1 protein-coding gene is annotated in these 365 nt (G+C 62.7%); it reads right to left on the bottom strand.

The annotated features are described in order from the left end of the window. Window positions 1-365, bottom strand: a 365-nt coding sequence (locus tag ABE528_RS27380; protein ID WP_346654637.1) for an Ig-like domain-containing protein, incomplete at both ends; no start/stop codon positions are given.

Here is a 365-nt window from a genome sequence, read left to right as displayed (position 1 = left end):
GGTGTCGCCGTCAGCGTCCTTGATCGTGTAGGTGAAGTTCTCCACACCATTGCCGCCACCGCCCAGGTTCTTGAAGTCCGGGGCGTTGGGGTTGAGCGTGTAGGTGTAGGAGCCGTCCGCGGCGAGGACCAGAGTGCCGTAGGTGCCGGTGTAAGTACCGGCGATTACCGGGCCGCCTGCCACGCGGTCGGCGCCCTGGATATCGTTGGTCAGCACATTCCCGGTCAGCTCGACATGCTGTTCGGTTGCCGTCCCAGCGTTGCTGTCGTCCACCGCTTTCGGCACATCATCGACGATGTTCACATCCAGGCTGCCGCTGGCAGTGCTGCCATCGACATCCTTGGCGACCACATCGAAGTGTTCGC

This window comes from Pseudomonas sp. TWI628 (assembly GCF_039673865.1).
Classification (GTDB): Bacteria; Pseudomonadota; Gammaproteobacteria; order Pseudomonadales; family Pseudomonadaceae; genus Aquipseudomonas.
This window is presented reverse-complemented; position numbering and strand designations above follow the sequence as displayed.